The organism is Frankia sp. EI5c (assembly GCF_001636565.1).
Taxonomy (GTDB): domain Bacteria; phylum Actinomycetota; class Actinomycetes; order Frankiales; family Frankiaceae; genus Parafrankia.
The window spans coordinates 88,612-113,891 of the sequence record NZ_LRTK01000019.1; the positions used below are offsets into that span (position 1 = coordinate 88,612).

17 protein-coding genes and 9 pseudogenes are annotated in these 25,280 nt (G+C 72.1%); 13 read left to right on the forward strand and 13 right to left on the reverse strand.

What is annotated here, in order from left to right:
- Nucleotides 1-50: 50 nt before the first annotated feature.
- Nucleotides 51-1,994: a DUF6461 domain-containing protein gene (locus UG55_RS11400; protein WP_083986677.1), complete on the reverse strand. Its 1,944-nt coding sequence runs from the start codon at nt 1,992-1,994 to the stop codon at nt 51-53.
- A gap of 367 nt (nt 1,995-2,361) precedes the next feature.
- Entirely contained in the window at nt 2,362-2,799 is a 438-nt protein-coding gene (locus UG55_RS11405; protein WP_066066857.1) for a type II 3-dehydroquinate dehydratase, read from the reverse strand.
- A gap of 399 nt (nt 2,800-3,198) precedes the next feature.
- On the opposite strand from UG55_RS11405, the gene UG55_RS11410 reads away from it, so the two are divergent.
- The 4 genes and pseudogenes from UG55_RS11410 to UG55_RS35520 all read left to right on the forward strand — a co-directional run.
- On the forward strand, nt 3,199-4,365 hold the full coding sequence (locus UG55_RS11410) for a DegT/DnrJ/EryC1/StrS family aminotransferase (protein WP_066066859.1): 1,167 nt from the start codon (nt 3,199-3,201) through the stop codon (nt 4,363-4,365).
- Nucleotides 4,362-5,474 carry a Gfo/Idh/MocA family protein gene (locus tag UG55_RS11415; RefSeq protein ID WP_242424164.1) on the forward strand — a complete coding sequence of 371 codons (1,113 nt, stop codon included), beginning with the start codon at nt 4,362-4,364 and terminating at the stop codon, nt 5,472-5,474. Before UG55_RS11410 ends, UG55_RS11415 begins: the two co-directional genes overlap by 4 nt.
- 84 nt (nt 5,475-5,558) lie before the next feature.
- On the forward strand, nt 5,559-6,061 hold a 503-nt coding region (locus tag UG55_RS11420), incomplete at its 3' end, for an HAD-IA family hydrolase (protein WP_242424165.1).
- Between the two features lies 1 nt (nt 6,062).
- Nucleotides 6,063-6,209 (forward strand): annotated as a pseudogene (locus UG55_RS35520) (HAD family hydrolase); the annotation flags it as partial.
- Nucleotides 6,210-6,238: 29 nt separating this feature from the next.
- Here UG55_RS35520 and UG55_RS11425 read toward each other — a convergent pair.
- From UG55_RS11425 to UG55_RS35530, 4 genes and pseudogenes are all read right to left on the reverse strand, one after another.
- Nucleotides 6,239-7,282, reverse strand: a complete 1,044-nt coding sequence (locus UG55_RS11425; protein ID WP_083986678.1) for an ROK family protein — start codon at nt 7,280-7,282, stop codon at nt 6,239-6,241.
- Nucleotides 7,279-8,157, reverse strand: a complete 879-nt coding sequence (locus tag UG55_RS11430; protein ID WP_066066863.1) for a shikimate dehydrogenase — start codon at nt 8,155-8,157, stop codon at nt 7,279-7,281. Before UG55_RS11430 ends, UG55_RS11425 begins: the two co-directional genes overlap by 4 nt.
- A pseudogene (locus UG55_RS35525) lies at nt 8,154-8,652 on the reverse strand (3-dehydroquinate synthase); the annotation flags it as partial. The gene UG55_RS11430 and the pseudogene UG55_RS35525, both read right to left, overlap by 4 nt.
- A 1-nt stretch (nt 8,653) precedes the next feature.
- A pseudogene (locus UG55_RS35530) lies at nt 8,654-9,194 on the reverse strand (3-dehydroquinate synthase family protein); the annotation flags it as partial.
- 243 nt (nt 9,195-9,437) lie between these two features.
- Between UG55_RS35530 and UG55_RS11440 the strand changes: the two are divergent.
- The coding region (locus UG55_RS11440) for an AMP-binding protein (RefSeq protein ID WP_255360464.1) at nt 9,438-11,702 on the forward strand (2,265 nt) is incomplete at its 3' end.
- A 509-nt stretch (nt 11,703-12,211) separates the two neighbouring features.
- On the opposite strand, the pseudogene UG55_RS35535 reads toward UG55_RS11440, so the two are convergent.
- Together UG55_RS35535 and UG55_RS35540 are read right to left on the reverse strand one after the other, a co-directional pair.
- Nucleotides 12,212-12,411: pseudogene (locus tag UG55_RS35535) on the reverse strand (XRE family transcriptional regulator); the annotation flags it as partial.
- A 1-nt stretch (nt 12,412) separates the two neighbouring features.
- Nucleotides 12,413-12,874, reverse strand: a pseudogene (locus tag UG55_RS35540) (helix-turn-helix domain-containing protein); the annotation flags it as partial.
- Nucleotides 12,875-12,966: 92 nt separating this feature from the next.
- Here UG55_RS35540 and UG55_RS11450 point away from each other — a divergent pair.
- The 4 genes and pseudogenes from UG55_RS11450 to UG55_RS35550 form a co-directional block, all read left to right on the forward strand.
- Nucleotides 12,967-13,650, forward strand: a complete 684-nt coding sequence (locus UG55_RS11450; protein ID WP_066066873.1) for a class I SAM-dependent methyltransferase — start codon at nt 12,967-12,969, stop codon at nt 13,648-13,650.
- A 475-nt stretch (nt 13,651-14,125) separates the two neighbouring features.
- Complete coding sequence (locus tag UG55_RS11455; protein WP_066066875.1) at nt 14,126-15,361, forward strand: glycosyltransferase family 4 protein; 1,236 nt, start codon at nt 14,126-14,128, stop codon at nt 15,359-15,361.
- A 100-nt stretch (nt 15,362-15,461) separates the two neighbouring features.
- Nucleotides 15,462-15,860, forward strand: a 399-nt coding sequence (locus tag UG55_RS35545; RefSeq protein WP_242424167.1) for an NAD-dependent epimerase/dehydratase family protein, incomplete at its 3' end; no start/stop codon positions are given.
- Between the two features lies 1 nt (nt 15,861).
- Nucleotides 15,862-16,433 (forward strand): annotated as a pseudogene (locus UG55_RS35550) (NAD-dependent epimerase/dehydratase family protein); the annotation flags it as partial.
- Between the two features lie 91 nt (nt 16,434-16,524).
- Here UG55_RS35550 and UG55_RS11465 read toward each other — a convergent pair.
- The 4 genes and pseudogenes from UG55_RS11465 to UG55_RS35565 all read right to left on the reverse strand — a co-directional run.
- On the reverse strand, nt 16,525-17,469 hold the full coding sequence (locus UG55_RS11465) for an LLM class F420-dependent oxidoreductase (RefSeq protein ID WP_066066880.1): 945 nt from the start codon (nt 17,467-17,469) through the stop codon (nt 16,525-16,527).
- Nucleotides 17,470-17,607: 138 nt separating this feature from the next.
- Nucleotides 17,608-17,832: helix-turn-helix domain-containing protein (locus UG55_RS35555; protein ID WP_242424168.1), on the reverse strand; the 225-nt coding region annotated here is incomplete at its 5' end.
- A gap of 1 nt (nt 17,833) precedes the next feature.
- Nucleotides 17,834-18,140 (reverse strand): annotated as a pseudogene (locus UG55_RS35560) (Crp/Fnr family transcriptional regulator); the annotation flags it as partial.
- A gap of 1 nt (nt 18,141) precedes the next feature.
- A pseudogene (locus tag UG55_RS35565) lies at nt 18,142-18,210 on the reverse strand (Crp/Fnr family transcriptional regulator); the annotation flags it as partial.
- Between the two features lie 238 nt (nt 18,211-18,448).
- Here UG55_RS35565 and UG55_RS29965 point away from each other — a divergent pair.
- The 4 genes and pseudogenes from UG55_RS29965 to UG55_RS35575 all read left to right on the forward strand — a co-directional run.
- The coding region (locus tag UG55_RS29965) for a hypothetical protein (protein WP_206779365.1) at nt 18,449-18,655 on the forward strand (207 nt) is incomplete at its 3' end.
- A gap of 121 nt (nt 18,656-18,776) precedes the next feature.
- Nucleotides 18,777-19,847, forward strand: a complete 1,071-nt coding sequence (locus tag UG55_RS11475; RefSeq protein ID WP_066066999.1) for a hypothetical protein — start codon at nt 18,777-18,779, stop codon at nt 19,845-19,847.
- A 54-nt stretch (nt 19,848-19,901) separates the two neighbouring features.
- Nucleotides 19,902-21,087, forward strand: a 1,186-nt coding sequence (locus tag UG55_RS35570; RefSeq protein WP_242424169.1) for a cation-translocating P-type ATPase, incomplete at its 3' end; no start/stop codon positions are given.
- A gap of 1 nt (nt 21,088) precedes the next feature.
- Nucleotides 21,089-22,385, forward strand: a pseudogene (locus tag UG55_RS35575) (heavy metal translocating P-type ATPase); the annotation flags it as partial.
- Between the two features lie 48 nt (nt 22,386-22,433).
- On the opposite strand, the gene UG55_RS11485 reads toward UG55_RS35575, so the two are convergent.
- Nucleotides 22,434-24,917, reverse strand: a complete 2,484-nt coding sequence (locus UG55_RS11485; RefSeq protein ID WP_066066884.1) for an MMPL family transporter — start codon at nt 24,915-24,917, stop codon at nt 22,434-22,436.
- Nucleotides 24,918-25,280: the final 363 nt, after the last annotated feature.

Sequence of the window (25,280 nt, forward strand, 5' to 3'; positions counted from 1 at the left end):
GTCGCCCGACCGCTGCCCCGCCCGCGGTCGGTGGCGCGGCGATCCGTCGGTCAGGGTTCGTTGATCAGATAGGCGACGTCGTCGTCGACCATCCGCTGGAGGTGTTCGGGAAGGATCGTGTGGCCGGTGAAGCGTTCGACGACGACGAGACCCTTGGCGACGCGGTCGGTCGCTCCGGCCAGGTCGAGGTCACGCAGCAGCGGCAGCACGACGTCGGGGATCGGGTCCGTGCCGGGTTCGAACGCGGCCAGCACCTCGCCGTCCTGCGCCAGGGAGAGCCGGGTGAGCGCGTTGATGTTCCAGAACATGCTCGCGGCCAGTCCATGCCGGGAGACGGCGGAGAGCACCGCGTGCCGCGAGCCCTGCAGACCGCTCTCCTCGACCGCGAGAACCGCGTCGTCGGTGCCTTCGAGGGGCAGGACCAGCAGGTAAGGGTCGGTGCGCCGCTCGGCGCGGAGCCGGGTCAGCGAGCAGGGCGCACCGGGGTCGGCGTCGAAGTAGCGGACGACGTCCTGCGGGGTGGCGCCGACGACCACGGTGAACGTCGCGGCCTCGCGGAACCCGCTGCGCCGGCGCACCCACCGGTAGCGCGTCTCCGGCTGGGACGTCGCCGGCGGCGGCACCTCGCCTCGCAGCCGGTACCCGAGCTGGTCACTGCGCCGGTGGACGGTCTCCGGTGCCGGGGGTGCGCTCCACACGACCAGCTCGTAGGTCTCGTCCTCGCCGGCACCGTCACGCCCGCGGGCGCGGACCCGGAGCCGGTAGTCCCCCGGCCACGGCGGCGTCTGGTGGTAGAGGGAACGAGCGTCGGCCGGCGCGTCCGCTCTGGTGGCGGCGGAACCGACGACCGAGGCGGCGCCGCCGGTGGCGGTCCAGCTCACGTCCACGATCTCGTCCCAGGCGGCGACCTCGGCGGGAGTCGGCGCACCGGGGGGCGCCTCCAGAACCCGCAGGGCGACACTCACCCGGCCCGTTCCGATGCCGGTGCGGACGAGGACCCCGCCGGCGACGACGTCCACCAGCCCGTTGCGGCTGAAGTCCGCTCGCCGGCCGTCGGCGCCGTCCGGCAGCGCCTCGGTGAGGTTCTCGCACTCGACCAGGCCGAAGCGGTGGCTCTCCACCGGGACACACCCGGCCGCGTGCCGCGGCAGCCGGTAGTCGGCGCGTTGGCGCATGAGCAGCGCGGCCGGGTAGGAGTCGGGCATCGGACGTCCCCGCAGCGCCAGCACGGCGCAGCCCACCGCGGTGCCGGTGACGACGGGGGCCTCGGCGTGCAGCGCGGGCGGGTCCAGCTCACGCAGCACCGCGGTGGCCACCGCCACCGCGAGCGCCAGGTGCGCGGCCCCGTGACGGGCGGCGAGTGTCGCTTCGTCGGCGGGAGCCGACGCGGTGCCGAGTGCCCCGCCGTCCAGGTCGCCGCCGTCCGAGTGGGCACCGTCCGAGTGGGCACCGTCGGCGTCGTACACCCGGTCGTCCACCACGAGCAGCGGGGCGGTCACGGGATGGTCGACCAGCCGCCGCACGTAGGCGAGGATGAGCTGGCAGGCACCCGGGCTGACCCGGTCGAGCCTGGCGACGGCCTCGACCGCCTCGGGTTCCTCCGCCGGGGCCAGTGCCCGGGAGCCGGTGCGGGCCCGCGGCGGCACGGCGTCCGCCAGCCCGGAGCGCTCGGCGGCCAGCCCCGCGGTGAGGCCGCGCGGGGCGCGCAGGGGAATCTCGTCGACGACCAGTTCAAGCGCGCCCAGCAGCCGTTCGGGCAGGCGCGGCCCGACCGAGCGCAGCGCGGTGAGCACCGGCGCGCCGGGGCGGTCGGCGGGCCGCTCCGCCGCGCTGATCCGACCGAGCTCGGCCGCGGGGGTCGGCGGAATCCGCGCGACCAGCTGCTGAAAGATCTCGGCGATGACGTTAGCGAGCGGATCCAGGAGGTCCGCCGGCAACTCGACGGTGGGCTCGGGGAGGGAAATCAGACGGCTTTCCAGGTCCGGTCGAAACACCCACGAAACTTTACTGATCTCGCTCCGATGCAGGAGCGATCGGCTCTTCTTGAGTGTGCCGATCCGGCAACACACATTCGTGGTGATCTGTCGCCGATCGCAGTACGGCGGCAATTTCTGACACAACGACAGCGCTCGCCGGATGTGTCGAGCCAGGCGGCCGGCCGTGCGACCTGCGGCGGCGGCCGCCTGGCTGTCGGAATCTGGCCGGATGTGCCAGGTTCCGGCCGGCCCGGTGATGTCCGGGGCGGCGGTCGGCCGGTTATGCCCGGCCTTCGTCAATGCCACCATCGGGCCAACGGGGACGTGACTGTTCAGGTCGGCGCCGCCGGCCGGGCGGCCTGGCCGACCCGGCCGGCGCGGCCGTTCAGGCCGCCGGGACGATGCGCAGCAGGGCGTCGGCGGCGAGTTCGTAGCCGAGTGGACCGAGTCCCGCGATGAGTCCGGTGGCCAGCGGGGAGATCACCGACTCGTGCCGGAACGACTCTCTCGCCCACACATTCGACAGGTGCACCTCGATCCAGGGCCGGGGGAAGCTGGCGAGCGCGTCGCGCAGGCTCCACCCGGCGACCATCAGCGCCCCCGGATTCACGATCGCGCCGAGCGCGTCGTAGTTGTCCTGGATGGCGTGGATCAGCTCGCCTTCGGACTCACGCTGGATCGACACGACCTCCCAGCCCCGCTCCGCGACCCGCTTGGCGACGGCGGCCTCGATGTCGGCGAGCGTCGCCGTTCCATAGATCTCCGGCTGCCGCCGGCCGAGAATGCCCAGGTTGGGGCCGTTCAGGAGGAGAATGCTGCTCACAGTGAACCTCTACAGGTGTGTAGCACGTTGTCCGGGATGCATTTTTATAGCAGGCGGCACCTTTGTGTCGATGAGGCGCCCGAGGTGTGCCGTACTGCTTGCACCCGTTCGCCGTCGACTCGGGAAGCTCCATGGTGGTCACGATCCGTGGTGTCGCGCTCGCGACAGCGGGAGCCGTGGATTTCCTGTGATCATTGCGGTTGTCTGGAATTCCGGACCGGTCGCCTGCTCCGTGTAAATCGCCGCGCTTACCGCCATCGCCGGTTTGTTGCCGTCAGCGCGTCGCCGCCGCCGGACCGAGCGTGGAACGCGGCCGGCGCGGTCGCCGGCAGGCTGGTCGGCGTCATGACCCTCCGTACACGTTAATGATCCGTAGCAATCCTGAGAGGTGACGTAAATATGAGTGACGGTGGACGGCCTGCGCCCGAGTTCCCGGCATGGCCGCAGTTTGACGACGCCGAGCGTGCCGGGCTCATCCGGGCGCTCGACCAGGGCCAGTGGTGGCGCATGGGCGGCAGCGAGGTCGACACGTTCGAGCGGGAGTTCGCCGAGTATCACGGGTCGCCGCACGCGCTCGCCGTCACCAACGGCACCCACGCGCTCGAGCTGGCGTTGCAGGTGCTCGGCGCCGGTCCGGGGACAGAGGTCATCGTCCCCGGTTTCACGTTCATCTCCTCCTCCCAGGCGGCGCAGCGGCTCGGCGCGGTCGCCGTGCCCGTCGACGTCGACCTCGACACCTACTGCATCGACCCGGCGGCCGTCGAGGCCGCGATCACACCACGTACCAGGGCGATCATGCCGGTGCACATGGCCGGCCACTTCAGCGACATGGACGCCCTCGGCAAGATCTCCGCGAACAGCGGCGTCCCCCTCATCCAGGACGCCGCGCATGCGCACGGGGCGAGCTGGCAGGGCCGCCGGGTCGGCGAGCACGGCAGTATCGCCGCGTTCAGCTTCCAGAACGGCAAGCTGATGACGGCCGGTGAGGGCGGCGCGGTGACCTTCCCCGACGCGGAGCAGTTCGAGCAGGCGTTCCTGCGGCACAGCTGCGGCCGCCCGCGGACCGACCGCAGGTACCTGCACCAGACCTCCGGGTCGAACTTCCGGATGAACGAGTTCTCCGCCGCGGTCCTGCGGGCGCAGCTCGCCCGGCTCGGCGGGCAGATCGACCTTCGTGAGGAGCGCTGGCCGCTGCTCGCCGGCCTGCTCGCCGAGATCCCCGGCGTCGTCCCGCAGAGCCGGGACCCGCGCTGTGACCGCAACTCCCACTACATGGCGATGTTCCGGGTGCCCGGGTTCGGCGAGGAACGTCGCAACGCGCTCGTCGACGCGCTGGTCGAGCGCGGGTTGCCGGCCTTCGCGGCGTTCCGGGCGATCTACCGGTCGAACGGCTTCTGGGAGACCGGCGCACCCGAGACGACCGTCGACGAGCTCGCGGCCCGCTGCCCGAACGTCGAGGCACTCAGCGCGGACGGCATCTGGCTGCATCACCGCACCCTCCTCGGAACCGAGGAGGACATGCACGCCATCGCCGAGATCCTCGCCGAGACGCTGGCGGCCGCGTGAGCGGGGCGTCCGCGGTGGGTGGGAGACGTCCGGTCCGGGTCGCCGTGGTCGGGCTCGGCTGGGCTGGGCGGTCGATCTGGCTGCCGCGCCTGCGCGAGCACCCCGCGTTCGAGGTGGTGGCCCTGGTCGATCCGGATCCCCGCGTCCGGGCTGAGGTGGCCGGTCGCGAGCGAGCCGCCGCCGAGGCCGCGCTCACGGTGCTGGGACGGCCCGAGGAACTGAGCCGCGGCGCGGTGGACCTGGCGGTGGTCGCCGTTCCGAACCACCTGCACAGTCGCGTCGCCGCGGGCCTGCTCGCGGCCGGGATCCCGGTGTTCGTCGAGAAACCTGTCTGCCTCAGCGTGGCGGAGGCGGAGGCCCTGGCCGCCGCCGAGCTGGCCGGCGGTGCGGTGCTGCTCGCCGGCAGCGCCGCCCGCCTCCGTGCGGACACCCGGGCGCTGTACGACCTCGCCGGCGAGCTCGGCACGATCCGACACGTCGACGCGTCCTGGGTGCGCGCGCGTGGTGTCCCGGACGCCGGCGGCTGGTTCACCCGGCGCGAGCTCGCCGGTGGCGGCGCGCTGGTCGACCTCGGCTGGCACCTGCTCGACGCGGTCGCGCCGATCGTCGGGGCGGGCGAGTTCATCCAGGCGGTCGGGACGATCTCCGGAGACTTCGTCGCCGACGCGGCCTGGGGCGCCTCCTGGCGACATCCCGACGCGGTGGGCGCCGCCGCCGGCGGCAATGTCGAGGACACCGTCCGGGCTTTCCTGGTGACGGGCGCCGGGGTGTCGGTGACCCTGCGGGCGAGCTGGGCCTCCCATGAGCCGCTGGACGCGACGGTCCTGCGTGTCGAAGGTAGTGCCGGTTCGGCGGAGTTGCGCTGCACCTTCGGCTTCAGCCCGAACCGGCGGCCCGTTTCGTCGCTGTCCCGGACGAAGGACGGCGCCACGACTCAGGTGGATGTGACCACCGAACCGATCGGTGCCGAATACCGCCGCCAGCTCGACGAGCTGCCGGTGCTGCTCGCTGATCCCGCCCAACGCGGCATCGCGGTGGCCCAGGCGCGGTCCACCATCGCGGCCATCGAACGGATCTACCAGTCCGCCGCGCCGCCGGCCGCCGCGTAGCCGTCGGGTGCCGGGCAGTCCCGCGGNCCCNCCCCACCCCACCCCNCCCCNCCCCNCCNNNCCCCNCCNAGCCTGGGAGAATCGATGGACCCCCGTGCGATCGTCTTCGACCTCGACGGAGTCCTGGTTGACAGCCATGCCGTGATGCGCGAGGCATTCACCCGCGCTTACGCGGAGGTCGTCGGACCGGGCCCCGCGCCGTTCGAGGAGTACAACCGTCACCTCGGCCGCTATTTCCCCGACATCATGAAAATCATGGGTCTCCCACTGGCCATGGAAGGCCCTTTCGTTCGGGAGAGCTATCGGCTCTCCCACCGGGTCGTGCTTTTCGACGGTGTCCGCGAGCTCCTTTCCGGCCTGCTCAGGCGGGGGGCACGGCTGGCCGTGGCGACGGGCAAGAGCGGCCCGCGTGCCCGCGACCTGCTCGCGGAGCTGGGCATTCTCGACTGCTTTGAGCGAGTCATCGGGTCCGACGAGGTCGCTCGTCCCAAACCCGCGCCGGACATCGTCCTGCTCGCGCTCGACGTGCTTGGCGCGACGCCGGCGGAGGCGGTGATGGTCGGGGACGCGGTGACCGACATCCAGAGNGCGCGGGGGGCTGGGGTGCGGGCCGTCGCCGCGATGTGGGGCGAGACCGACGAGGCCGAGTTGCTGGAAGCCGGGCCGGACTGGGTGGTGCACTCCCCGGGCCAGCTCCTCGGCCTGCTCACCGCCCGGCCGTACCTGGCCGTCTGACGCCCGCGGTTCGCTCGGGCCGCGATGCCTCAGCCGGGCGTCCGGTCAAGGTCACGGGCCAGCAGTACCGCGCCTGCCAGGGAGGACAGGCCGCCCAGTGCGGCCGCCCGGACGGGTGCCGGCGGGTGACCGGGCCGCGCGAGATCCTCGGCCCGCGCCGCGACCAGCTCGGTGAACCCGGTCAGGCCGTCGGCGAACCCGCCGCCGATCACCGCGAGATCGGGCCGCACCAGCTCGGTCAGGCTGACGACCGCCGCGGCCAGTGCCAGCGCGGTCGCCTGGAGCGCGGCGTGCGCCCAGGATTCACCCGTTTCCCAGGCCCTCCGCAGCTCGGGATAGGTGACCGTGGGCCTGGGAGCGAGCCCGGGGGCTACGCCGGGCACCGGCGCGGCCGGGTCACACTGGCCAGTTGCGTCGCGCAGGTCGGTTGCGCGGCGCAGAGTGGCAGGGCCCGAGGCGAGCGCCTGCAGGCAGCCTCGGCGCCCGCACCGGCACCGCGGCCCCTCCATGGCGATGATCAGATGGCCCAGCTCGCAGGAGCCTCGCATCGGTCCAGGGCACAACCGCCCGTCCAGGACGATGCCGCCGCCGATGCCCGTGCCGACACCGAGGTAGACCAGATTCGTGGCTCCGGCGTGGTCGGCTTCGGCCAGTGCGGCCAGGTCTCCGTCGTCGCCGAGCGCGACCCGCGCGCCCGGGACGAGATCCCGCAGCGCCCGCCCGAGATCCAGACCCGCCCAGGACGGACGGCTCGGCCAGGTCGTGACCCGACCGTCCGCGGCGAGCGTCGCGGGCATCGCGACGCCGACCGCCGAGACGCGGCCATCCCATGCCGCGCACAGCTCGGTGACGTGCCGTCCCAGGTCACGCAGGTCGGTCTCGGCCGGGACGCCGGGCGTCCAGTGCATCACTGCCGCCCGCGGCGGCCCGCCCGCGGCCACCAGCCGGAGCGCCACCTTGGTACCACCGACGTCGATTCCCAGGATGCCGTCCCGCCCGGATGCCGCGGCACCGGTCGCGGCGCAGGCGGTCCTGGACCTGCCCGCGGGTTCGGTGGTCCGGGAATGGCTCATCGCGCACCGGGCAGGTCGAAGAAGGCCCGGTAGAGGTCGACCTGCTCGGCGAGCATGTGGATACCCGGGTGGGCCGGCAGGCCGTGCGCCCGGGCCGCCCGCAGCAGCCTGGTGTTCGCCGGCTTCATGATGATGTCCGCGACCACGCACCCTGCCGGTAGTTCGGCGGGGTCGAACGGCAGCGGGTCGTCGGGGCGAAGACCGAGGGGCGTGGCGTTCACGATGAGGTCGAGCGAAGGCTCACTCGGCGGGGACGAGGCGGCCGCACGCACCGTTGCGGTGCCCGGCAGCCCGACGGTCCGTCCGGGCCAGTGGGCCTCCAGCCGGCTGACCAGTTCGGCAAGTCGGGTGTGGTCGGGGTCCAGCACGGTCAGGCCGGCGCAGCCGGCGTCGAGCAGGGCGGCCGCGATGGCGCTGCCGGCCCCGCCCGCGCCGACCAGACGCACCCTGGCGCCCGCCACCGGGTGGCCGGCCCGGCCCAGGCCACGGACGAATCCGGCCCCGTCGAAGTTGTCGGCGAGCCAGCGCCCGTCCGGCTCGCGACGCAGCACGTTCGCGCTGCCGCTGATCTCGGCGGCGGGGGAGCGGAGGTCGGCGAGGGCCGACGCGGCCACCTTGTGCGGAATGGTGATCAGGATGCCGTCCAGGTTCGCCATGGAACGCAGCCCGGCCAGCACGGTCGGGAACCGCTCACGCGGTGCGTGCACCGGGACGAGGACGGCGTCGAGCGCTGCCCGCTCGAACACCGGGTTCATCAGCATCGGGGCCTGAACCTGGTCGACGGGGTCGCCGACGACGACATACAGCCTCGTCGTCCCGGTGATCTCCCGCCGGACCGCCCCGAGCGTCGGGGCCAGGGCCTCGGACGTCGTCATGCGGCCACCCGCTCCATCGACTCCAGCGTACGGACGACCAGCTTCTCCGGGACGTCGGGGACGAGCCGTGGGCCCTCGGCGGAGTCGAGGACGAAGGTCAGGCCGGTGTTGGTCGACTTCTTGTCCAGCCTCATCGCCGCGACGAGGGCTTCAGTATCGACGCCCGCGGGCAGTGCCGTCGGCAGGCCGTAGTGGGAGACCACATCGAGGTGCTCGGCAGCGCGGTCGTCGTCGATCAGCTCCAGGGCTGCCGCGAGCCGGCCGGCGAACACGGTCCCGACCGCGACGCCTTCACCGTGACGCATCGCGAAGCCGGTCACGATCTCCAGCGCATGGCCGAGGGTGTGGCCGTAGTTGAGGATGTGGCGCAGTCCGGTGTCGCGTTCGTCGCGCGCCACGACCGACGCCTTCAGCGCCACACAGCGGGCGATCTGTTCCGCGACCGGCAGGCCGCGCAGATCACCGGCGCCGATGAAGTGGGCGCGCGCGATCTCCNCGTAACCGTTGGTCCATTCCCGGGCGGGCAGGGTTCGCAGGTGGTCGGTGTCGCAGAGCACCGCGGCCGGCTGCCAGTAGGCACCGACCAGGTTCTTTCCCACCGGCAGGTTCACGGCGGTCTTGCCGCCGACGCTGGCGTCGACCTGTGCCAGTAGCGATGTGGGCAGGTGTATCACCGCGATCCCGCGGTGATACAGCGCCGCGGCCAGGCCGACGACGTCCGTGGTCGTCCCACCTCCGCAGGACACGACGGCATCCGAACGGTTCAGGCCGAAGGCCGCGAAGTGTTCGCACAGGTTCTGCACATTGGCGAGTGTCTTTTCGTGCTCCCCGTCGCGGGCGGTGATGCGCAGTGCCGGAATGCCCGGGTCAGGGACCGCGTCGGGTTCGGGACGCGCCGAGACGATCGCGACCCGTGACGCGCCGATGCGGCTGACGGCCTGCGGCAACAGCTCACGCACGCCGGGCCCGACCTCGACGGGGTAGCCGCGGGAGCCGAGATCGACCCATACCCGATGGGACACGGATGACTCTGTCATGCTTTCCTTTTATGGCCGTGGTCGGATACTTGACCACCTGTGGCGGCTGTCTTGTGGGCGACAGGGCCGGAACGGCCGTCGCCAATATGCATGAATGGCTTGACCTATGGTGCGGCGATGGCACGAGTGGGTGAGTGTGGCCCTATCGAACCGTATGATTGGTGGTGCTCCGGGCAACGGTGAGCGGGGCGGAGGAGGNGGGAGTCGCGAATGGTCGGTACCCAGCCGCTGGTCATCCCGGCGATGAATTCGGCGTCGCCGGACACGACAATCATGGCCCGGTTCTCCAGGGTTATCACGATGTGTGCCGATAATATCGCGGTGCGCGATGAGAATCTCGAGTTGGACTATGCCGCGCTGGACTTGCGCTCCACCGGGCTGGCCCGTTATCTAGCCGCGGCCCCCAGCGCCCCCAGCGCCGGCAGTGCGGTTCGCGGCGCTGACGCGAACATCGGCATCCTCCTGGGTCAGGGCGCGCCGGCGATCATCGCGATGCTCGGTGCGCTCCGGTCCGGGCGGTCGTTCGTACCGCTGGACCCGATGCTTCCGCCCGCGCGGCTGGCGCAGATCGTGCGCCTGGCCGGTGTCACCACCTGTGTGACCGACTCCCGACACCAGGAGCTGCTCGCGGCGGCCGGTCCGATCCAGTCCGTGATCCTCGACGAGAGGGGCCTGGTCACGGAGCCGGCAGCCGGGCGAAGCCCCAGGTCAGGTGCCATGCCAGCGCCCGGTCCGGGAGTCGGGTCCGCGAGGCCGGCCGCGATGCCGGCCGATCCGCTGCCCGGGGAGGCCGCTGGTCCCGACGACCCGGCCTTCGTGGTGTTCAGCTCCGGTTCGACCGGCGTGCCCAAGGGAGTCGTCTGGCGCCACCGCACCGTGTTGCACGAGCTGGAGTCGGGTGTCAGCCAGGTCGGCATCACCTCGACGGACCAGGTTGCCCTGGTACTGCCCACTGCCTTCGCGGCGGGAATCACGGTGATGTTCTGGGGGCTGCTGCGCGGCGCCACGCTGCACGTCCTCGACCCGCGGGCGGCTGGCATCGAGGCCCTCCCCGAATGGCTCGTGGACCGCGGGGTCACCACGCTGCATCTGACACCGGCGCTCATTCGTGCCCTCGTCGGGGCCACCCCGCCCGGACGCGTCTTCGGGAGCCTGCGCGCGGTGACCAGTTCCGGCGAGGCGGTCTACGGCCGCGAGGTGGCGGCGCTGCGCGAGTTCCTCCCCGCCGGGTGCACCTTCTACAACTGGTCGGGCTCGACGGAGACCGCGTCGCTGGCCTTCTTCCCGGTCCGTTCCGGGGATGCCGTCCCGGCCGGGCCGCTGCCGGCGGGATGGGCGGTCGACGGAAAACTCATCGAGATCGTGGACGAGGCCGGCGGCGCCGTGCCGGATGGCGTCGCCGGGCAGATCTCGGTGACGTCCCGCTACCTTTCCGCGGGGTACTGGAACGCCCCGGAGATGACCGCGGAACGTTTCCGGCCGGTCCGCGAGGAGTCGACTTCCGGCTTTCGGGGGCCGGCGGTCGTCTACCGGGCCGGTGACCTGGCGCGCCGACGTCCGGACGGATGCATCGAACTGCTGGGGCGTGCCGACGCCGCGGTGAAGATCCGCGGTTACCTGGTGGAGCCCGCGGAGATCGAAACCGTGCTGTTGTCCTCGCCCGATGTCGTCGAGGCGGTGGTCGTGGCCGAGCGCCCGGAGGGCCGGCCGCCGCGGCTGATCGCTTATGTGGTCTGCACGAGCGCCATCAGGTCGGCCGCTGTGATGGTTCGTGGTCTGCTGCGGGAGAGACTGCCGGCCTACATGGTTCCCGCCTCGGTGGTGCTGCTGACCGCACTGCCCCGCAACGAGCGCGGGAAAGTCGACCGGGCGGCGTTGCCGCCGCCGCCCGCCCGGGTTCCCGGCCGTGCGCCGTCGGGCCACAACCACTGGGAGCACGCTCTGCGTGACCTGTTCGCGCAGATTCTCGAGATCGACGACATCGGTGTGGACGACGACTTCGTGGAGCTGGGCGGCGATTCGCTGCTGGCCCAGAAGCTGCTCGGCGAGATCAGGACCCGGTTCGGGATGGCCCTGCCGACCTCCGTCCTGGCCGAGGCGCCGACGGTCGCGACGCTGGCGGCCCGGGTGGCGGCGGCGCACCGCGACGTCCCGACCCATCCGACGTGCGTGCCGCTCAACGCCGGCGGATCGGGGCCGCCCCTGTTCTGCGTGGCGGGAGCCGGCGGGCTCGCGATCAACTTCGTCGCCTTCGCCCGAGACCTCGGGACGGACCTGCCGGTCTACGGTTTCCAGGCCCAGGGCCTGGAGAACCGGGCCTTCCCGGACTGGAGCGTCGAGCGACATGCCCGCCGTCACCTGACCGCTCTCCGGCTGATCCAGCCCGCCGGGCCGTACTGTCTCGCCGGGTTCTCCTTCGGCGGTCTGGTCGCGCTGGAGATGGCCCACCTGCTCACGGCCGCGGGTGAGGAAGTAGCCCTGCTGACCCTGCTCGACACCAAACTGCCCNCGTCCGCGCGTCCCGGGCCGGATGACGAGACGGGTGCGGGCGCGGGCGCGGGTTCGGGGGCGGGTCGCGAGAGCGGCCAGGGGCAGGGGAACGGGAAGGTCTCCGAGGCCGTTCCCGGCCTCGTCACGGACAGCCCCCGCGGGCGGGGCCGACTTTCAGGTCTGCCGGGCGTGTCCAAGGCGCGCAAGGCGGTGCGCCTACCGTTCGCCGGGATTGTCCGCTATCCCGGCCTGGCTCATTACGACGCTTTCTTCGACCACGCGCGGGCTATCAGCCGCCTGTATCGGGTGCGTCCCTATGCGGGCCGGGCGTTGCTCTACCTCGCGCAGGACAGCACCGAAGCCGGCCGCGTCGGGTGGACGCGCCACCTGACCGGCGATGTCACCGTCCTCACCGTGCCCGGCGAGCACCACACGATGCTCAACGAGCCGCATGTGAAGGTGCTCGCCGCGGACTTCCGAGCCCGCCTTGACGAGGTGCGGTCCGGCTGAGGACGTCGCCGGGACGGCTACGGCGATGGCCCGGGCGGCTGCGACGGGGCCTGGGCCCGGGCCGGCTGAGGATGGGTCGGCTGAGGATGGGCCGGTCGTGCCCTGACGTGCAGGCGTTCACCCTGCGGCCCGAAGATGCTGATCGTCTCCACGGGTTCTGGCCAGGGATTGCTGAACGCGTGCGGAATGTGCGTGTCGAACTCCGCCGCCTCGCCGGNGGTCAGCAGGATCCCTTTTCCGTCCAGGACCAGCCGCAGCCTCCCGGCGAGCACATAGATCCATTCGTATCCTTCGTGGCTCTGCGGCTCCTCCGCGCAGGCCGGCCAGCGGGCCGGGACGGTCATCTTGAATGCCTGCAGCCCGCCTGGGCGCCTGGTCAGCGGGACGAAGGTGAGCCCGGCCCGTTCGACCGGCCGCGGAAGTGCCCGGGGATCGATGGGCGGCGGCACACCGATCAGATCATCGAGCGGGACCTGATAGGCCTGGGCCAGCGGGAGCAGCAGCTCAAGCGTGAGCCGGCGACGGCCGGACTCGAGCCGGGAAAGTGTGCTGACCGATATCCCGGTCTCCTGTGACAGCTCGGCGAGTGTCGCCCCGCGCTGCCTGCGCAGCACCCGCAGCCGTGATCCCACGGTGGTGGCGAGCGCGCCGAGGCCCGCCGCCGCATGACCTTCGGTCACGCTCCTATTTCGGGTGTCACGGCTGGTCCTGTCAAGTCGACAGTTCCCGCACGGTCTGGTGCGCCACCGCGGATGCACCGTATGCTTGTCCAATGACTGAGATTGAAATCTCATATGGTGAGATGATCTGGGATCCGGCCACCTACGACGCGCAACGGCGCCGTCTGGTACCCGCCTTCGACCTGCTCTACGGGGCGGTCGGGGACCTGGTGGGTCAGCTCGGCGTCGCGAGCCCGGCGGTCCTCGACCTGGGCGCGGGGACGGGGCTGCTGTCCGCCTCGGTACTCGCGGCGGTGCCCGGCGCGCGCCTGCACCTGCTGGACGGCGCGCGTCCGATGCTCGACCGCGCGGTGGCGCGGCTCGGTGGGCGGGTGGACGGCGCGACGGTCGCCGATCTCACCGGCCCGCTGCCGGGTGGCCCTTTTGACGCCGTCGTATCGGCGCTGGCGATTCATCACCTCGCCGACGACGAGAAGAAGAAGCTTTTTCGCCGGATCCGTTCGGTACTCGTCCCCGGTGGTCTGTTTGTCAACCTTGAGCAGATCTCCGGTCCGGACGAGCGGGCCAGCGAAAGGTACGAGATTATGCATGAACGCTACGCGCGCGAGGCCGGCACCGACGACGACGAGTGGGCGGCGGCGCTCACCCGGATGGCGCACGACCGTTGCTCCCCGCTGGCGGACCAGCTCGCCTGGCTACGGGAATCCGGATTCAGCTCCGTCGACTGTTCGGTGAAGGTCTGGCGCTTCGCCGTGTACGCCGGCTGGGCGGGTTAGCGGCGGTATTTCCCGGCGCCCCGGGGCGCGGGGAAATACCGGTCAGGCCGCGCCGCGGCCCCGCGGTGCCGGGTGCTGTGGGCCGTGTGTGGTCTGGTCGGGCTGCCAGGCACCTCGCCCGACCTCTACGGTCGCGGCGGGCGTCCCGCCGGTCGCCCCGGATTTCTTCGCGCGGGCGGGCAGCGGTCGGGATCGGTCATTGCGTCGTGGGCCCCGATCGCATCGGCGGTCTGGCCGGCAGCGGCCGCAATGGCTGCTCGGCGACCGGCACGAATGTGCCGTAAAAGCTTCCCGGTATACCGCCTGCTCTTCTACAGCTAAGTAGAGGAATGCTTCTACAGCTAAGTAGAGGAATGGTGCCCTGACGTAAGTGTTCCGTGGTGTGACGGGCAGCCGCCTTCGACTGGCGGTCGAGGNTTCGGTACTACTATGGGCGCCCGGAGTTGTATGACCTGACGGTCGCCTGGAGTTGTGCATGCGGATCGCTTTTCTGTGCGAGCAGTACCCGCCCATCATCTGGGACGGTGCCGGTGTGTACACCCACGACATCGCACACGCGTTGACGCGGCGCGGGCATGAAGTTCATGTGCTGTGTACGCAGGGGCGCCATGTTCGTGACGAGATCAAGGACGGCGTCCACGTCCATCGGCGCCCGTTGCTGCGGGCGCCGATGAGCCGCTACCTCGGGCCCGCCTCGAAGCTGGTCACCGGCCGGAACCATCCGCGGGACTCGCTGTCGCTGCGGGCCTGCCTCGCCCTGTCGTACGGCTTCTGGCTGCGGCGGAGCGGGATCAGGCCCGATGTCATCGAGACCCAGGACGGTGAGACCCGTGGTCTGTTCACGGCGCTTGGTCGGCGCACACCGCTGGTGATCCACCTGCACACGCCGACGATGATGGACGTCCGGCTGCGTGATCCCGAACTGACCCGCAAGGGTGAGCTCGCCGACCGGATAGATCGCTTCTCGGCGCTGCGTGCCGACGTGCGGACCTCGCCGTCGCAACTCCTCGTCGACATGCTGCGGAATCTCGACTGGCTGCGGCCGGACAGCGACGTCGACGTGATCCCCTACCCGTTCGACAACACGCCCTTCGCGGAGGTGGCGACGGCCGAGCACACGGGGCCGAACCTGGTGGTCGTGGGCCGGCTGGAGTGGCGCAAGGGCCTTGACGTGCTCCTTGAGGCAGCCTCCCGCCTGCATGCGAGGGGCGTCGACGCAAAGCTTATCTTTGTAGGGAAGTCCTCCGGCCGGGTCGAAGGCGTCGAAACCGGGACCTGGCTGGAGCGCAAGGCATCTGATCTGGGCGTTCCCGTGCGGTTCGAGGGCCACGTGGCACGCACCGATCTTCCTGGTCTGTATGGGGAGGCACGTGCGGTGGTGGTGCCGAGCCGGTTCGAGAGCTTCTCCATCGCGGGCCTGGAGGGGATGGCTGCCGCGCGCCCGGTGGTCGCCACGGCGACGACCGGTGTCGCGGCCTGGGTTGACCGTTGGAAGGGGGGCGCCGTCGTTCCACCGGAGGATCCGGATGCGATGGCGGACGCGCTCGAGCCGTTCCTGGCCGACGCGGCCCACGCGGCAGCGGTCGGTCTGCGGGCCAGGAAGGGGACCGTCGAGCTGGACCCCGCCGTGATCGCCGCGCGTCGTGAGGAGGTCTATCTCAGGGCGATCACGCGTCATCACCAGCGCCGTGGGGGCGTGGGGCGCGGCTAGTCCGCCCGTCACCTCGTGCCGTGCCTGGCTGCCAGGCCGGTCGCAGGTAGCCGGGGCCATTCGTCTGAATTGTTGAGCTGACAGTACGGGGGTTTCGACTATGCGTGTCGTCGTAGCGGGGGGCGCGGGCTTTCTCGGCAGCCATCTGTGTGATCGGTTGCTCGCTGATGGCGAGGAGGTCGTGTGCGTCGACAACTTTCTGACCGGCCGGCGGAGCAACGTGGAACACCTGCTCGACCGGTCCGGGTTCGAGCTGGTCGAGCAGGACGTCTCCGAGCAGATCACGGTGCCCGGGGTCGTCGACGCCGTGCTGGAGTTCGCGTCCCCGGCGTCGCCGCTGGACTACGCGAGGTATCCCATCGAGACGTTGAAGGCCGGGTCCCACGGCACTCTCAACAGCCTCGATCTGGCCCGCGGCAAGGGTGCGCGTTTCCTGCTCGCCTCCACCTCGGAGGTCTACGGCGACCCGCTGGTGCATCCGCAGGAGGAGTCGTACTGGNGGCATGTCAACCCGATCGGGCCGCGCAGCATGTACGACGAGGCGAAGCGGTTCGCCGAGGCCCTGACCACCGCCTACCGCAACCGGCACGGGCTTGACACCGCGATCATCCGGATCTTCAACACCTTCGGCCCCCGGATGCGCACCGACGACGGGCGGGCCATTCCCGCGTTCGTCTCGCAGGCCCTGCGGGGCGAGCCCATCACGGTGGCCGGTGACGGCATGCAGACCCGCTCGGTCTGCTTCGTGGACGACCTCGTCGAGGGCATCGTCCGCATGTTGCGCAGCGGCCTGCCCGGCCCGGTGAACCTTGGCAACCCGCACGAGATGACCATCATCGACACCGCGCGTCTCGTGGTCGAGCTCGTCGGCGCGGACGTGCCCATCACGTTCATCCCGCGGCCCGGCGACGATCCCATGGTGCGTCGACCGGACATCACCCTCGCCCGTCGGCAGCTCGACTGGGAGCCGTTCGTCGACGTGCGGGACGGCCTGCTGCGCACCATCGAGTGGTTCAGGGCCGAACTGGCCACCGAGGCCGTGGGCGGCGCGGCCGCCGCACCCGCGGGCTGAGGCGCCCGCGGCACGACTGGCGGTGGAGATCGCCGGTCGTGCCGCCGGTGGTTCACCGACGGGCCGGCCGGTGCCCCAGAGATCCGGTGGCTCAGAGACGGGGGAGCACCTCCTGCGCGACCAGCGCGAGGTGGTCCAGGTCCTCCAGGTCGAGGACCTGGAGATACACCCGGCTCGCACCCGCGCCGTCCGGTCCGTAGGCGGCGAGTCGGTCGAGGATCTCGGCGGGTGACCCGGCCAGTCCCTTCGCCCGCAGCGTGTCCAGATCTCCCAGTTCCCCGCCGATCCGCTCCGCGCGGCGCCGGACTTCCGCGTCGTCGCGGCCGCAGCAGAGCGTGAGCGCCACGGAGTACACCAGGTCGGCGGGATCCCGCTCGATGGCCGCGGCGGCCCCGCGCACCACCTCGAACTGGGCGGCCGCCCGCTCCGGCGGAGCGAACGGCACGTTGAACTCCGCCGCGTATCGCGCGGCCAGCGCGGGCGTGCGCCGCGGGCCGGACCCACCGATGATGATCGGCGGATGCGGGTCCTGGACGGGCTTCGGGAGGCCCGGACTGTCGGTCAGCTGGTAGTGCCTGCCCTGGTGGGAGAAGGCGCCGTCGACGGGAGCCAGCCACAGCCCCTCGATGATCGCCAGCTGTTCGGCCAGCCGGTCGAAACGTTCACCTACCGGTGGGAACGGAATGCCGTAGGCGGAGTGCTCCGCGGTGAACCAGCCGGCACCGAGCCCCAGCTCCACCCGTCCACCGCTCATCTCGTCCACCTGCGCGACGGTGAGCGCGAGCGGGCCGGGCAGCCGGAACGTCGCGCTGGTCACCAGGGTCCCCAGGCGGATCGTCGTGGTCTCGCGGGCGATCGCGGCCAGGGTGACCCAGGCGTCCGTCGGGCCCGGAAGCGGGCTGCCCGAACCTATTCGTAGGTAGTGGTCGGATCGAAAGAACGCGCCGAAGCCGTACTCTTCAGCCGCCTGGGCGACCGCGAGCTGTCGCGCGTAGGTTGCACCCTGCTGGGGTTCGACGAATATACGCAGGTCCATACCGCAACCCTGGCAAAGAGCAGCCGGGCCGTCGACCGGGCGCCGCCCGGGCCGGCCATGCGACCAGGTCGGCGCGGGCGGAGATCCGGTTGCCGGGGCGAAGCTGGACCGCCCATTCACCGAATGTTCTCGTCAGCTTCAGCCGTCGGACCCGCCGGGTCGTTCGCCGTTTCCGGAAGCGACCCGCTCGAGGCCCTCCGGGTCCAGGATGATGACCCGGCGGTAGCCGACATCCACGACCTGCATGGTCCGCAGTTCGGCCAGCGCGCGGTTGACCGAGCGTTCGTCCGCGGCCACGAGCGCCGCGAGTTCGGGCTGGCTCAGCCCCACCGCGAGCTGAACGCCACGGGCGGCCGGCCGACCNCAGAGCGCCGCCAGTTCGATGAGCACCCGGGCCAGCCGGCCGCGCACCGAGCCATCGACATGCTCCACCCGGCGCCGGATCGAGCTGCGCAGCTTGCTCGCGACCATTTCGGCGACGGCGAAGGCGGCGGGCGGATTCTGTTCGAGGAACGACCGGAAGGCCGCCGCGCTCATCGCCCGGCCCACGACCGGTCCGGCGGCGGTCGCGGTACCGGTGTGGGTGTCCTGCTCCATGGCGCTGATCTCGCCCAGGACGTCGCCGCGCGATCGGATGACGAGGAAGGCGAGCCGGTTCTCCTCGCCGTTGGNGGTGATCTTCACGAAGCCATCCAGAATCAGGATGACCTCTCCGTACGGCTCGGCCTCCCGCATCAGCATCTCGCCGTGCGGGTAGTGGCNTATCCCGCCGAGGGAGAGAAGTTGCTGGCGCAGCGCCGGGTTCAGCCGAGCGGGCAGGGTGCCCGGCGGAAACGGCCGGGAATCCTCGACCAAAGGAATGCCCTCCTTCCACCCCGGGCATCCGTACCCGGAACGTTTGAGGTTCCCATTGTGGTTGGCGACCGGCCGAGCGTCCTGTGTTAGTACCGAGAGGGACAGCGTGCTGTCCTTTCCGCGCTTGCTCCGCGCACAGCAGCGCCCGTCCGTCCTGCGCCCGTCCTGCGCCATCCACTGCCCTTCCGGTGCGCGCCTGCCCGCGTTCACCCGCCCGCCTGCCCGCGCCCGCCTGCGCGGACGGGCGCCCGTCGGCGGCTGCCCGCGGCCGACGCCGACGACGTCGGTGCTGGTGAGCGCCCTGGCGCCGGGCATGACTGCTCGCCTTCGGNCAGTGCCGTCCGAAGGTGTGAGAGTGACGCCACCGATCCGCGGGTATCGTTGACCTATACCCCCCCGGGGTATGTACCGTACGGACTAGTAGTTCGATGGCCCGCGCGAAGGGACGGACGATGAACGCTTTGACCCGGATCGGCGGGTTCGGTCTCGCGCTGGCTGTGCTCTTCGGTGTCTCTTACGTCGTCGGGACGACGATCGGTCCGTCCAGGGACTCCGACGGCCAGGCCGGAGCCAGCGGCCAGGAGGCATCCGCCGGGGGCGGTGGGGCGGCGGGCGGTGTGGACGGTGTCACCGGCGGAATCGGCGGCCTGGCGATCTCCGCCGGCGGGTACACGCTCGCCCCCGGCGAGCTCAGCTGGCCCGTCGGTCGATCGCGTACCTACACCTTCCGGATCCTCGGCACCGACGGCCGCCCGGTGACGGAGTTCACCCGTGCCCACGACGCCGACCTGCACCTGATCGTCGTTCGGCGTGATCTCACCGGTTACCAGCACCTGCACCCGACCCGCGACGCCGCGGGAACCTGGAGCGTGCCGCTCCAACTGGCAGCCCCGGGCGTCTACCGGGTGTTCGCGGACTTCATCCCGCGGTCGTCCAGAACGGGCTCGGCTGTCACGCTGGGTGCCGATCTCACCGCGAGTGGTGATCTGCGGCCGGTGGCTCTTCCGCCGGATTCGCGCACGGCCATGACCGCCGGCGGCTACACCGTGACGCTGGGGGGGCAGGCGGACACGCGGGAGGCGGCCACGCTGCGCTTCGCGGTCGCCAGGAACGGGCAGCCCGTCACCAGCCTCGAGCGGTACCTCGGGGCGTTCGGCCATCTGGTGGTGCTCCGCCAGGGTGATCTCGCCTACCTGCACGTCCATCCGAACTCCGCCGGGACTGCCGGCACCGCCGGCCCGGTCGGCACCGCCGGCCCGGTCGGTTCCGCCGGTCCGGTTGGGGCTGTCGCACCGGCGGGCTCGGTCCGCACCGCCAGCTCCGGAGCCTCCGCCGCGGCGGACAGCGGATCCGCGCTGTCCTTCGCCACCAGGTTCCCGTCGGCGGGTTCCTACCGGCTCTTCCTGGACTTCAAGCACGAGGGGCAGGTACGCACCGCCGAGTTCACCATGACTGTCATGGCGGACGGCACAGCCCACCTGGCCACGCCGACGGGGACGTCCCCGCCGGCGCACACGCACTGACCCCGTTTCCGGTCCTGCCGCCGCCCCCCACTCCGTGTTCCTTTGGGAGATCCGATGAGCCCTCTGACCACCGACCGACGTGAGGTCGACCTGGTGATCGGCGGGATGACCTGCGCCTCCTGCGCGGCTCGTGTCGAACGGAAGCTCAACAAGATCGAAGGCGTCACCGCCACCGTCAACTATGCGACGGAGAAGGCGAGAGTCAGCTTCCCGGCGGCCCTGCCGGCGGAGCGGCTCGTCGCGCAGGTGGAGGCCGCGGGGTATGCGGCGACCCTCCCACCGATGCCCAGGCCCGCCGCGCCCGCCGAGCCGGGAGGGCTCGGCCCGGCGGCGAGTAGCGGACCCCGCAGCCACCCAAGTGTTCCCGGCGGTGGTGGCAGCGGCACCGAGGACACCGCTTCCGGCGCTGCGTCCGCCCCCGAACCATCCGGTGCCGGCGACGCCGCCGTTCCCGCCGCTGGCGCTGTTCCCGCTGCTGGCGCTGTTCCCGTCGCCGACGCCGCATCCGCCGAGGACGCGCAGGACCGCGCCGCCGAGGCACGTGTGCACGCGCTGCGGGACCGCCTTCGGGTGGTCGCCGCGCTGACCGCGCCCGTGGTCGCGCTGGCCATGGTCCCGGCCCTGCAGTTCGACTACTGGCAGTGGCTCTCGCTCACGCTCGCGGCTCCGGTGGTGGTGTGGGGGGCCTGGCCGTTCCACCGGGCGGCCTGGACGAATCTGCGGCACGGCACCACGACCATGGACACGCTCGTCTCGATGGGCACCCTCGCCGCGTTCGGGTGGTCGTTGTACGCGCTGTTCGTCGGTGACGCCGGCGAGCCTGGTATGACCCACGGTTTCAGTGTCACCGTGACCCGCGGGGGAGGGGGGGACAGCATCTACCTGGAGGTGGCGGCCGGGGTCACCGCCTTCATCCTCACCGGTCGGTACCTGGAGGCGAGGGCGAAGCGGCGGGCGGGGTCGGCCCTGCGCGCGCTGCTCACGCTCGGGGCGCGTGACGTCGCCGTTCTGCGCGACGGCCGGGAGACACGCCTCGGTATCGAGCAGCTCGGGGTGGGTGATCTGTTCGTCGTCCGACCGGGGGAGAAGATCGCCACTGACGGGGTGGTGACCGACGGCACGTCAGCCGTCGACACGTCGATGCTCACCGGGGAGTCAGTGCCGGTCGAGGTCATCCCCGGGGACAGCGTGACCGGGGCCACCCTGAACGCCGGCGGCCGGCTCGTCGTCCGGGCGACGCNGGTCGGGGCCGACACACAGCTCGCGCGGATCGGACGTCTGGTCGAGGACGCGCAGAACGGCAAGGCACCGGTGCAACGCCTCGCGGATCGGGTCGCCGGTGTCTTCGTTCCCGTCGTGATCGCGATCGCGGTCGCGGCGTTCGGCTACTGGGCCGGGCGCGGCGACGGGCTCGTCTTCGCCTTCACCGCCGCCGTCGCGGTGCTCATCATCGCCTGCCCGTGCGCGCTCGGGCTGGCCACGCCGACCGCGCTCATGGTGGGCACCGGCCGGGGCGCCCAGCTGGGGATCCTCATCCGGGGACCGGAGGTGCTGGAGTCGACGTTGCGGGCCGACACGATCGTCCTGGACAAGACCGGAACGGTGACGACGGGCGAGATGACCCTGCAGGACGTCGCGACCGCCCCCGGCGAGGACCGCGACGAGGTGCTGCGGCTCGCGGGTGCGCTGGAGGGCGCGTCGGAACACCCCGTGGCCCGCGCGATCAGCCGGGCGGCCGCAGGCCTGGCGGCCCGGCGCGCCGAGGATCTGCCCACCGTCACGCAGTTCGCCAACCGGGAGGGACTGGGCGTCCGCGGAATGGTGGAGGGACACGCGGTGCTGGTCGGTCGGCCCCGACTGCTCACCAGCTGTTCTCAGGGCCTGCCCGCCGAGCTGGCCGAGGTGGTGCGGGAGGCTGAGGCGGCGGGGCGGACCGCGGTCGCGGTCTCCTGGGACGGGCGTGCCCGCGGGGTGTTGACCGTCGCCGACGCGGTGAAGCCGACCTCCGCGGCCGCCATCCGTGAGCTGCGCGGTCTGGGACTGCGCCCGATCCTGCTGACCGGCGACAACGCCACGGTGGCGGGCAACGTCGCGGCCGAGGTCGGGATCGCCCCCGAGGACGTGATCGCCGAGGTCCTGCCCGAGGACAAGATCGAGGTCGTGCGCCGGCTGCAGGCCGACAAGCGGGTCGTCGCGATGGTCGGGGACGGGGTCAACGACGCCGCCGCCCTGGCCCAGGCCGACCTGGGACTCGCCATGGGGACCGGTACCGACGTAGCGATCGAGGCCAGCGATCTGACGCTGGTGGGCGGTGACCTGCTGGCCGCCGTGGACGCGATCCGGCTGGCCCGGCGGACCCTGAGCACGATCCAGGGCAATCTGTTCTGGGCTTTCGCCTACAACGTGGCCGCGCTCCCGCTCGCGGCGGCCGGTCTGCTGAACCCGATGCTGGCCGGAGCCGCGATGGCGGGCAGTTCGCTGTTCGTCGTCGGAAACAGCCTGCGCCTGCGGCGGTTCACCGTGGGTCGGGAGGCGTGAGGAGGCCGGCGCGGAGGGCGGGCGGCCGCGCCGGCCGCGTCAGGGACCTCAGCGGTGGACGAGATCGCGGTCGGGGGGCGCCCACGAGGCGTGCTCGTCGTCGACGGCCGCCGTGCTCGTGCCGTCTGTGGTTTCCGGGTCCTGCGGGCTCCGGATGCCCGCGGCGTCCCGGCCGTGGCGTCGCCGCCAGCCGCCAGGAGTACGCGAGTGCCACCGGGCGGACCGGCCGAGCAGGGACAGCGCGGCCGGGACGACCGTGAGGCGAACGATCAGGACGTCCACCGCGAGGCCGAACGCGACGGCCAGGCCGGTTGCCCGGAGCAGTGGGTCGGCTGACAGCACCAACCCGCCGAAGACGGTGGCCGCGACCGGCTTCGCGCGGATCCCGGAAGGTGCGAGCACCTGGTGGCCGGTCGTGAGGGCACTCAGGAACGCGGCGAGCAGAAGCGGGAGAGCTGCCGGGACGGCGCCGCCGGCCCGAAGACCGAGCGGCCCGGCCAGCCAGTCCCACTGGTACACCGCCACCGCGGCGCCGGCCGCCGCGATCACGGTGGCCAGGAAACCGGCCGCCCCGAGCAGCGCGAACGCCGGGCCGGGCGGCGTCGCACCGGGCGGCGTCGCACCGGGCGGCATCGCGCCGGGCGGTATCGCGCCGGGCGGTGTCGCGCCGGGACTGCGAGCTGCCCGCGGGAGCACGACAGCCGTCAGGCCCGTGAGCAGCACCAGGCAGAGCGGCAGGACGTCGGCGAACCGGTGCGCCACGTCGAGGCTGATCGCGCTCTGACCGGAGACCGTGATCCGCGCCCCGGTGGTGACCGCGAGTCCCGCGGCGCGGTCCCGGAGGGCGCGGAGCAGCTCCCCGGTGGCCGGATCACCCGGGCCGGTCAGTGGGACGACCGTCATCGTGACGAGCCGCCCGCCGGGTTCGGGCCGTGGCCCGGTCACCAGCGCGACGTTCTCCATGGCGACGAGCGTCCGGCGGATGCGCTCGGTCGCCTCCTCCGGATCGGTCGCCTCCTCCGGGTCGCTGGCGTCCGCCGTCTCGATCACCAGCAGCAGCGGCCCGTTGAAGCCGGGCCCGAAGGCGGAGCTGATCCGGTCGTAGGCCCGGCGCTCGGAGCTGCCCGGCGCGGCGGAGCCACCGTCTGAGACGCCCAGACGCAGTTCGGCTGCCGGCAGTGCCAGCAGGCCGAGCACGGCGAGGCCGAGCAGGAGCGCCGGCACCGGCCGCCGGATCGCGGCCGCCGCCAGACGTCCGGCTCCGGCCGGCGGGGCTTCTCCGACGGGGGTGACCGCGCTGCCGGCGTTAGCGGCGGTGGCCCGCCCGCGGCTGGCTCCGACGGCGCCGAGGAGGGCCGCCGGAAGGGTGAGCACGACGCAGCTGGTGATCGCCACGATGCCGGCGATCGTCAGGAACAGCGCTGTCAGCAGCGGTACCCGGGCGATGGCGAGAACCGCCGGGGCGATGGCCGTGATGAGACCCACGTGGACAACGTCCGAACCGGCTGTGCCCACAGCCCGCCCGGTCGCCTCGGCGCCCAGCTGACCGGACGACCACTCGCGCCTCGCCGCCGCGACGATGTGCGCCGCGCAGCCGAGCCCGGTGACCAGCCCGATCACCAGGGCCGGTGTCGCGACCACCGGGTCGAGGCCCAGGCGGTCGACCGCCAGCCGGACGCAGCAGATGCCGAGGGCCGCGCTGACGAGCCCGGTCAGCAGGATGAGCGCGGCGGCCCGCCCGCTCGAACCGCTCGGTGTGCTCGGTGTGCTTGGCCCGGTGCCGGACCTGGGGCCCACCGCAGGCCGGCGCCGGCGGCCGGGTCTGAACGCGGTGACTCCGACGGGCACGCCGGCGGCGAGAACGGCGCACACGGTCGCGACCGCGAGCACGCCCGCTGCGCTGAGCAGGCGGGGAAGGCCGGTGACGAGCGGTCTGGACGCCTCGCCCCCGGCGGTCCCCGCGACATCCACCGTGATCTTCGCCGCGCGGGCCGGGCCGACCGCCGCGAGCAGGGCGCCGCGGGCGTCCGCTGGCAGCTCGGAGCTGGTGACCTGATAGGTGACCACCGAGTACGCGGTGCGGCCGTCCCCGGCGAGGCCGGCCTCGCCGGGGACGGCGTCGGCGTCGGCGTCGAAAGGATCACCGACCCGCGCGACGAGGGCGGTCTGGCCCAGCGCGGCCACAGCCTCGCCGACCGCGGCCCGCAGCGGAGGGTCGGCCAGGGTGGCCCTGCCGGCGGCTCCCGCGGGCAGCGAGAAGACGACGTAGGCGGTCGCGGCGTCAGCCCTGGTCTCCGCCTGCCGCTGCCGCAGCAGGTCCACGGCGCGCTGGGAGTCCGTCCCGCTCAGCGCGGTTGCGGTCAGGGCGCCTCCGGTCGAGTGCTGCGGGCGCGGGACGACCGACTGGCCGGCCTGGCCGCGCGACAGGACCGCGCCGGCGCCGGTCAGCAGGAGCAGGACCAGCCACAGGCCCGCCACGGCACGGCCGTGGCGGTGGCAGGACCGGCCGAGCCGGTACAGAACGGTGCCCACAATCCATCCCCTCGCGGCGCATCACCCGCGTCGTCGCGGATTTCACGCGGACGCCGGGCCGTTCCCTCGAATATCGGCCGTCTGATGACTGTTCGGCGGTGCCTGATGGTGGCTTCGCGGGCACGACGATCAGTCATCCACCGGGTGCGGGCCCGCGCGGACAGGGCCCGGTGGCCCCGCGGTTGCCTCCGGACGGGTCCTATCCATAGGTACGGCCACGAATGGGCAGGTAGTAGGCCACAATGGGCCGGCCGATCCCGGTCTGACAGGCCCGCGAAGCGCGGGATCGGCCCCGGCGGCCACGATGGCCGGCCGGGTCGAATTCCGGGCCCGGATGGGAGACGGAGATCGTGACGGTCGAAC